General features: G+C 38.0%; 11 protein-coding genes. All 11 read left to right on the top strand.

Features of this window, described 5'->3' with window-relative positions; all coding sequences use genetic code 11:
- Positions 1-479: RNA polymerase sigma factor (locus tag LJE11_RS17995; protein WP_227296345.1), on the top strand; the 479-nt coding region annotated here is incomplete at its 5' end.
- Positions 473-1,579: a DUF4179 domain-containing protein gene (locus tag LJE11_RS17990; RefSeq protein WP_020994012.1), complete on the top strand. Its 1,107-nt coding sequence runs from the start codon at positions 473-475 to the stop codon at positions 1,577-1,579. The genes LJE11_RS17995 and LJE11_RS17990, both read left to right, overlap by 7 nt.
- A 381-nt stretch (positions 1,580-1,960) precedes the next feature.
- The gene (locus LJE11_RS17985) at positions 1,961-2,344 is read left to right on the top strand and encodes a glycoside hydrolase family 95-like protein (RefSeq protein ID WP_008703678.1); all 384 of its coding nucleotides are present in this window, start codon (positions 1,961-1,963) and stop codon (positions 2,342-2,344) included.
- Between the two features lie 275 nt (positions 2,345-2,619).
- Positions 2,620-3,138, top strand: coding sequence for an RNA polymerase sigma factor (locus LJE11_RS17980; RefSeq protein WP_008703676.1), 519 nt, complete (start codon positions 2,620-2,622; stop codon positions 3,136-3,138).
- A complete protein-coding gene (locus tag LJE11_RS17975; protein ID WP_020994010.1) occupies positions 3,138-4,565 on the top strand; it encodes a DUF4179 domain-containing protein in 1,428 nt (475 codons plus the stop codon). Before LJE11_RS17980 ends, LJE11_RS17975 begins: the two co-directional genes overlap by 1 nt.
- Positions 4,566-4,592: 27 nt before the next feature.
- Entirely contained in the window at positions 4,593-6,131 is a 1,539-nt protein-coding gene (locus tag LJE11_RS17970) for a L,D-transpeptidase family protein (protein ID WP_008703671.1), read from the top strand.
- A gap of 208 nt (positions 6,132-6,339) precedes the next feature.
- Positions 6,340-6,780 carry a hypothetical protein gene (locus LJE11_RS17965; RefSeq protein ID WP_008703669.1) on the top strand — a complete coding sequence of 147 codons (441 nt, stop codon included), beginning with the start codon at positions 6,340-6,342 and terminating at the stop codon, positions 6,778-6,780.
- Positions 6,781-6,969: 189 nt separating this feature from the next.
- On the top strand, positions 6,970-7,212 hold the full coding sequence (locus LJE11_RS17960) for a hypothetical protein (protein WP_020994008.1): 243 nt from the start codon (positions 6,970-6,972) through the stop codon (positions 7,210-7,212).
- Positions 7,212-7,841, top strand: a complete 630-nt coding sequence (locus LJE11_RS17955) for a hypothetical protein (protein WP_008703665.1) — start codon at positions 7,212-7,214, stop codon at positions 7,839-7,841. Before LJE11_RS17960 ends, LJE11_RS17955 begins: the two co-directional genes overlap by 1 nt.
- A gap of 463 nt (positions 7,842-8,304) precedes the next feature.
- Positions 8,305-8,796 carry a sigma-70 family RNA polymerase sigma factor gene (locus LJE11_RS17950; protein WP_020994007.1) on the top strand — a complete coding sequence of 164 codons (492 nt, stop codon included), beginning with the start codon at positions 8,305-8,307 and terminating at the stop codon, positions 8,794-8,796.
- Between the two features lie 6 nt (positions 8,797-8,802).
- Positions 8,803-8,949 (top strand): hypothetical protein, encoded by a 147-nt coding sequence (locus LJE11_RS17945; RefSeq protein WP_020994006.1) that lies wholly within the window; start codon positions 8,803-8,805, stop codon positions 8,947-8,949.
- Positions 8,950-8,985: the final 36 nt, after the last annotated feature.

Raw genomic sequence — 8,985 nt, 5'->3', positions numbered from 1 at the left:
AGTCCATTCTGAAGAATGATTCTGATTGTGGGGATGCTGTGCAGGAAACAATTCTTAAGGCATATGAGAAACTTCCCACCTTAAAGAAAGAAAAGTATTTTCGAACATGGATCACAAAGATATTGATCAATGAATGCAATGGGATTCTTCGGAAAAGAAAAAATGTTATTCCATATGAAGAATATATGGACAATATGAGGCTGACTGAGGAGGACAGATACAGTCATCTGTATATGGCGATTATGGAACTTCCGGAGGATCTGAGGATTTTGGTAACATTGTATTATTTAGAAGGATTCTCACAGAAAGAGATCAGTGAGGCTCTGGATATTCCGGAAGGAACGATTAAAAGCAGACTTTCCCGTGCAAGAGAGTTTTTGAAAGCACAGTTATCCGATGAAGAAGAGAAAAGACCGATGCCTGGGAAAAACAGCAAGCTATCAAAGAGAATAACAGGAAAGGGGAAAATGTCATGTTAGAGAACAAATGGAATAATATAGCACCGGAAGTACCACAGGATTTTCATGAGAAATTTGAAGAGACACTGAGACATATTGAGCAGGCAGATGCAGTTGATAAAAAATACAAAAGAAAAAGATTCAGTGGCCGATTACTGATTGCAGCAGCAGTGATCTGTACAGGCATGGGAGTAACAGTGGCGGCAAAAGAGTTCTTTAAATGGAATGACCATTTGTTAAAAAGACTGGAACCATCTGAGGAACAGCAGGAAACGATGCAGGAATCAAACTATATTCAGAATATAGACCAGTCTGTAACACAAAAGGGTGTGACGGTTACCCTGACAGATTCTATTCAGGATCAGGGATTCCTGTATGCTTTTTTTGAAGTGAAAACAGAGGACAGTATTTCTATGACTGATCATACTTCTTTTGAGGAGATAACACATTTTAAGATCGATGGAAAAGAAGTATATGCAGTGGACGATAACAGATTTGGAAGCTTCAACACTGGGGTAGGACAGGATATGTTACTGAAAACAGATCAAAATTCTACACATCTTAAATATTTTAACGCCTGTATATCTTATGACGGTGATTATGATCTGAGTAATAAAACAGTAGAAATCACATTAAAGAATCTTACGGAGGAAGGAGATTATGATACGACTGTTATTACAGATGGAACATGGGACTTTAAATGGACCTTGGGTGCAGTAAAGCCTCCGACAACTCTGGAAGTGAACCGGAAATGTGATTTTGGAGGTTATGAAATCACAGTGAAAAAAATGGAAGTAACGCCCCTTTTATGGTCATTATATCTTGATTATGATGAAGCTATGAAGGTGTATGAAGATGAGAAAAACAAGTTTGAGTACACAGGTACAGATTATGGCATGGATCTTTATGCCAGAACCAGTATTGACCAGGTGCGCTATAAAGATGGAACGGTTTTAACACTTGATAGGACCATGGGAGGCATCGCTGGCGGTGGAGAAAAACAGGATAAGGAAAATGGTGTCATGATCATCAGAAACAGCTTCCCGCAACTGGTTGATGTAGATAACCTGCAGGCGGTACATTTTGGAAACATTGACCAGTGGCTTGAAGTGCGGGAATAATAGTTTTTTCGGTGATATAGAAAAATCCTCCCATAATTAGATAATGAGAAAATACAAAAAGAACCGATACAAGGTCTTTGCAAGACTGATATCGGTCCTTTTTGGCTAAGTCTGCCAACTGTAAAATTTTGTTTATATATTAACGCATCCTGTTCATGTACAGGAAACGGATTCTAGCGTATACTGAAATTATTGATTACAAGATCTACATAAACTGCAAATACAGGTTCCGGGTTATATCCGGAAGCCATATTCTGCACTTACCGGTAAAATCTGTAATAGTTGGCATAAAAGTTCATTACATATTCGATATAAGCTTTAAATCTTTTCATTGTCTGTTCCTCCTCTTCTTTACGGGACGGGGAACATGCACTGGGGCTTTTGAAAAACCAGCTCCGTTATACCAGGGAGGAAAATATTTCCTGTGTGGGAGGCGGCATTTATCCCAACATGCTGTGTGCACATCCACCGTTCCAGATCGATGGGAATTTTGGCTTTGCAGCTGCGGTTGCAGAGATGCTCATCCAGAGCAGGAAAGGGTACATCCTGTTACTTCCGGCACTTCCGGATGAATGGAAGGACGGAAAAGTCCAGGGAATGAAGGCACAGGGTGACATCACAGTTGATTTTGAATGGAGAGAGGGCAGGATACACAGGGTTCGCCTCTGTTCTTCCCATGAGCAGAAAGTAACGCTGGAATGTAATGGAATTTCGAAAACAGTATTTTTAAAACCTGATAGGACAGAGAATATGATTTTTGATTGATCTGTCCTGAGGGGCTGGAATCATTGGCAGCCGTATCATGTAAAAGCACATGGTACGGCTGTTTTTAGTACCTGAAATATTTTATAGCACCTTGACTGATAATCATGAAAAGCATGGAAGTGTTCAAACTAATCTTTTGGGGATTTTCTGAGATTGTTAAAAAAAATTGCAACTTTTTTGGGAGTTTGCACGTCTAATAAGTAGAAGCACATAAAGAAAAGCTTTTATACAATATTTCCTGATGACCGGTCTGATATAGGAGAAGGGAGACGACAATGAATGAGATTTTGATACGAAAAGCAAAGAAAGGCGATAAAGATGCCTTTTGTCGGCTTATAGATGAGAATGTACAGAGTATGTACAAGGTTGCAGCGGCATATCTGAAAAATGATGAAGATGTTGCGGATGCAATACAGGATACGATTCTTTCCTGCTATGAAAATTTGAAAAGTCTGAAACAGAACAGATATTTCAAGACATGGATGATCCGAATTCTGATCAATAAGTGCAAGGACATGATACAGAAGAAAAAGCTGGTTACTTATACGGATCAGATGCCGGAAACGCCTTTTCACGAAGAAAAATATGCAGCAATGGAATGGATCCAGGCCTTAGAGCCATTGGACAGTAAATACCGCTTGGTTGTTCTTCTATACTATATGGAAGGATTTGGTATCCGGGAAATCAGTGACATTCTGGATATGAAGGAAAGCACTGTAAAATCTCGTCTTTATCGTGGCAGAAAACAGATTGCAGAGATGTATGGATATAAGGTTAAGGAGGGACGTGCCTAATGATGACTTTAAATTATAATGAGAAAGACTTCCAGAAAAAACTTCAAAAGGACATAGAAATGCCGGAAATCGTGCATGAACATATTAATCAGGCATATCGTTTGATTGAAAATAACGCTGTTTTACAGAAAAAAGCATCAAAGGATCCATATCATTGGATGAAAAGTGGAGGCAGGATAGCAGGAGGGATGGCAGCGGTACTGGCAGTAGGATTTGTATTCTGTGCAATCAATCCGGTAATGGCAAAAAATATCCCGGTTGTAGGAGGACTCTTTGAAATTTTACAGGATAATGTGAGTTTCTTTGGTGACTTTTCAGATCATGCAACAACTTTGGAAGCTGTTGATGGAACGAAGACAGATAGCAGTGAAACAGACGGAGCCAAGACAGATCATACCAATAATGATGCTATTTACACTAAGACAGCAGATGGGCTGACAATTACATGTTCTGAGGTATATGCAAACAGCCAGGCAATTTATGTGACTATGCAGTTTAAAAGTGATAAACCGTTCCCAGAAACAGAAACTGGGGCGGAAAGTGGAACACCAGTCATTGATCTGGATATGACAGGGGGTGTGGACTTTAATTCAGAGGCTAGCCCGGTAATTGACGGTCAAGTGGAAGGAAAATTTCTGGATGATAACACCTATGCATGTATTTTCCGTTATGATTTGGCTGAAGCCGCAAAAGATTATACGGAATATAATGAGAAATACAATGAAATGACACAGCAGGTAATGGATGAGATGGGAATAACTCAGGCGGACTTAGATGATCAGACGGATGAAGGTTATGCGCTGCTGGAAGAGTTTATCAATAAATTGTCTGAACGTGGTGGAGAATATCAGAAGTACATTAAAGATATTGATATTCCAGATACCTTTAACCTGCATCTGGATATTACGAAGGTAAGAGGACTGGAAGCAAACTATCAGTGGTCAGAAGAGGATGAGAAAAAATATGGAAGGGATGCTGGCTACTACAAATATGAAGGTGACTGGAGCTTCGATATCCCGGTTACGGTAGATGATTCCCAGACAGAAGTATTGGAACTCAATGATACAAACGATGCAGGTATTGGACTTAAATCGGTGATTCGTACTCCATATGAATTGACGGTAAATGAACTTTATAAGGAAGGTTCCAACAGTGATTGCTTTATGGTAGCTCTTGATGCCAATGGAAACACACTTCCGTACAATGAGTCTACTGGAAACTGTAATAACTTCGCAATTCAGGACAGAGATATTTCTACGGTAGACATTTATTTTCTGGATTATGTCCAGTATATGGATGAGCTGAAAGGCCAGCAGAATTTTGATAATCCTACGAAAGAGGATGGACAAAAATGGAAAAAACTTCTGGAGGAGAATGCGAAGTACCATAAGACATTGCATTTTGACAATGACAATGTAAAAAACTAGTTGATATAAAAGAAAGATGAATAAGATATGAGACAAAAAGAAGTGATGGGGCAATCAATAAGAACTTCAAAATCGGCAAGACCCGGAACAATTACTTATGTGCCGATAGACAAGTCTGAATTCAGATCTACTGTATCTTCAGACAAAAAGAAAAACAAAATTATGAAAATAGTTGTAATGCTTATAGTGATGATTTTGGTTATGAGCTGTTGTGTGTATGCAGGTATATCTTATTATTACTCATATCACTTCTTTTTGGGTACGACCATCAATGGAATTGACAGTTCAAATAAGACAGCTTATGAAGTTGAGCAGGAGATTGCAGGGAAAAAGGATAACTATGTTATTCAGGTAAGTGCAAGGATGCAGGAACCTCAGACTATTACAGGTAAAGACATTGATTATCAATATGTATCCAGCGGGGAAATCCTTCAGCTGCTGAAGACTCAGAAACCATGGGAATGGATCAGAGGTTTTTTTGAAACGAAAAATTATATGGTTCAAGAAGAGACTGTTTTCAGTCGGGAAAAGCTGGAGGAACAGGTAAGTTCATTAAATTGTGCCAAAAAAGAGAATCAGATAGCACCGGAAAATGCGTATGTAAGTTTTTCTAATTCAGAATTTACTATTGTGCCAGAGACAGAAGGCAGTGAATTAAATGCCAAGGAAGCTTATCAGATGATAAGCAGAGCAATTGATAATGAGGCGGCAGATGTAGATCTGGGAAGCAATCCAAAGGCTTATAAGGAAGCAGATGTGACGAGAGATAGTTCAGAACTTCAGAATATGGTAAATATGTATAATAGCCTGGCAAAAGTAAATATCACATATACATTTGGAGATGAAACGGTAACACTTGACGGGAATACCATCAAAAACTGGCTGCAGTTTGACGAGAAAGGGCAGTTGCTTCCGGATGATGGAGCCTTCAGGCAGCATGTAGTGGATTATGTGGCACAGCTTGCAGCAGATCATGATACAGTTGGCACTGAAAGACAATTTGAGACCACAAGCGGAAGGATTGTGTATGTATATGGCTCAGCCTATGGATGGAAGATTGATCAGGACAAGGAAGCAGCACAGCTCATGCAGGAAATTCAATCAGGAACCCAGACAACCAGGGAACCGGTATATTCTATGAGAGCAAATGCACATGGGATCAATGATCTCGGAGATACATATATAGAGGTAGATCTTACAGAGCAGTATATGTGGTATTATCAGAATGGAAATATTATTTTTCAATCAGAAATCGTATCCGGACTGCCAGGTGATCCGGATAGAAAAACACCCCCTGGAATATTCACACTGAATTCAAAGAGCAGTCCGTCTGTGCTGCGAGGTGAAATGACAGCAAATGGAACCTATTCTTATGAACAGCCGGTAACGTACTGGATGCCATTCAATGGAGGAATTGGCTTTCATGATGCAGACTGGCAGCCGTACTTTGGTGGTGATAGATATCTTACAGGTGGTTCTCATGGATGCATCAATCTTCCCCCGGAAAATGCCGGACAGCTTTACAGCCTTATTCAGTATGATGTCCCGATAATTTGTTTTTACTAATTCTATATTCAGGATGTACAGGACAGGAGCTAAGTTGTAATGCTGTTGGCTCCTGTTCTTCATTGTCCTTTGTGTTTTGCCAGACAGCTTTAATTAATATGTTTATAATCTGCCGGAGGGAATTATGCCGTGTATTAAAATTAGGTAATGTAATTGAAGAGAAGATATGATATTATATGGGCAACAAATTGAATTTTGTGTGGAGGTGATGGTTGTGAAGAAAAAAGTGACAATAGTGTTGGGCATTATTAGTATTGTTGCTATAAGTACAATGATTATGTTTTCAATATATAAGTCTTCAGAAGCCTATCGAAAAGCAAATGCAGCGATACAGTGGGATTGTTCTGTAACCTGCGCGGAAGAGTCAACGCCTGATTCTTATGTAATTACATATTCCGATGCAAAAATTTTATCCAAAACAGGCGTGTTGACGGTTCAGAACAGAAACGATTTTAACATTATTGTGCATCTGCTCTGCGAAGGAAAACAGGAACTCGTATCTGGCAGTATTCCTGCGGGTGGCTGCTATTCTTTTCTGAACGTTACAGATAAAGAACACACGGTAGGTATTCATGCTGATGTTGGTGAAAATACGGATATAAAAGTATTTGTATATGACGGAAAAGACACCGAACCATATACACGATAAATTTTTTATAAAAATGCATGAACCAAAAAACTAAAAGTGAAATCTCTGTGAAACAGGAAAGTTTCTTGACAGTAATACCAAGAACTCCTATAATGAAACCAATCTATTGGTTTTAGACACTTAGATACGTGTATGGACATAAATATAGAAACAGGAAAGTAAAATTTGTAAAGAAGTGTGGAGATTGATATGTATAAGATTAACAGTTCATCACAAAAAATACTTGAAAAGATGCTGGGAAAGAAATATCGGGAAATTGTAGATATGGACTATGATGACGAGATTTCGTATATCCAAAAAAAGAACAACAGAAAATTGGTATTTTCTAATAAGGTGGATCACAGGAAAGTGGGACGTGGAAATCCTTTATTGTCCAGAAGACGTATTAAAACAATGGATAAAGTAAATGCAGGATTGTCGAGGATTAAATAATGTCAGAAAGTACCAATAGTACACCAGTGTTTAAGGAAGAATATCAAAAACAAATAGCTGATATTTATAAACAGTACCAACAAACGGTAAAACCTTATGTAGCTCAATTGGAGGTAATGGAAAATGAATTTCCGATAGAAATCTTAAATGAAGTCAGGGCTATTATGAGTCATATAGCAAAATGCTATGAAATTACAAATGAGGAACTAATTCAAAAGAATATAGGAAAAGCCAAGAGTCATATGAAGCGTTGTGTACTGGATTGCTATAAGTATCTGTGCCTTGCGTACAGTGATTATTATGAAAATTTTGTACATAAATATCGCTTTACAGATTTAACTGTTGTAGATAATGGGGAATTTTGGTCAGATCTTTGTGAAACCGTATCTAAAGCAAAAAAGCAGTTAATACTTGCTAAGCAAAAGGAAGGTATGGTTGAAGATGTGGAAGACGCATACAACGAATTTGAGGCGGCGTATAATCAATATCATAGAGTGTATGAGATTATCGAAAATTCATATCGTCATCTAATAAAACTTAAAAGAAAGACGTTTTGGAAGGTAGCAATTTCCGTTTTAGCTTGGATAATCCCTCTTGTTCTTTCAATTGTGTTATTCTTTCTCGGATAAGAATATGGAAAGCATTATCGCTAAAAACGGTAGTGCTTTTTATTTTATTTTTTAAGGAAAAACGAATGGAAACTTTTGAAATGCCGTTTAAATTGGGAAATGATGCAAAAGCGGCCCTTGTAGGAGAAATATGTACTTGCAGACTATGAAGACAAAACAGAGCTGCATTTAATAGCAAATTTGAGATAGAGTGTATAGAAACAAACTATACGTTCTATTTTGGGGCTTTTTTGAGAAAAATTAGATGTTATTACTGATGTGGAAGAAGAGGAATAGTAATTATACCAATTCAACAATATGCAATAACAGAAAACACTCCACTGCCGATAAAAAAGGTAGCTTTTCCCTATATCTACACGCCATAGGTATCGAAAACCTATGGCGTTTTTTATAAAAATTTTTTCTTGAAAGCAAATGGCTGTTTTTCAAGTCTAATAATTATAAGAAGAAAAGGAGGTACTTTATGGATGCTTTAATAACAGAGGCTAAAAATGGAGATAAAGAAGCATTTGTCAGATTAATCCGGATGAATAAGCAGAGCCTGTATAAGACTGCCTGGATTTATCTTCGGGATGAGCAGGACATTGCTGATGCCCTGCAAAATACAATCCTATCCTGCTATGAAAATATACAGAGACTGAGAGAACCGAAGTATTTTAAAACCTGGCTGATGCGGATCCTTATAAATGAGTGCAAGGACATTCTCCGCCAAAAGAACCATGCAGCAGAACTGGATGATTTTGCAGAAGGTGTACATTGTGAAGAACTGAATCTCTGTGAATGGAAACAATTGCTTTTATGCCTGGATAAAGAAAGTAGGAAAATCGTGGAACTCTATTATTTTGATGAGTTTTCAGTTAAGGAAATCAGTGCCCTTCTTGAAATGAACAGCAATACCGTATCAACCAAACTTTCCCGGGCAAGAGCAAAATTAAAAAAGGTGATCAGGAGGTGAGACTATATGAGGGAAATCAGAAGGATTTTAAAAGAAGAAACTGCAATACCGGAAAATATTGATAAAGCCATGGAAGATGTTCTGAGTGGAATTTTAAATTCCCCAGACGAGAAAACAACGGGGGCTTTAAATAAAAAAACAGCCTGCAAATAAAAAGTCAAGGCTAAATTGAAAGAATATTGAAAAATT

It is taken from the genome of Blautia sp. DFI.1.216 (assembly GCF_020594215.1).
Taxonomy (GTDB): Bacteria; Bacillota; Clostridia; order Lachnospirales; family Lachnospiraceae; genus Blautia_A; species Blautia_A wexlerae.
The sequence above is the reverse complement of the archived record's forward strand: the minus strand, read 5'-3'. Positions and strand labels throughout refer to the sequence as shown.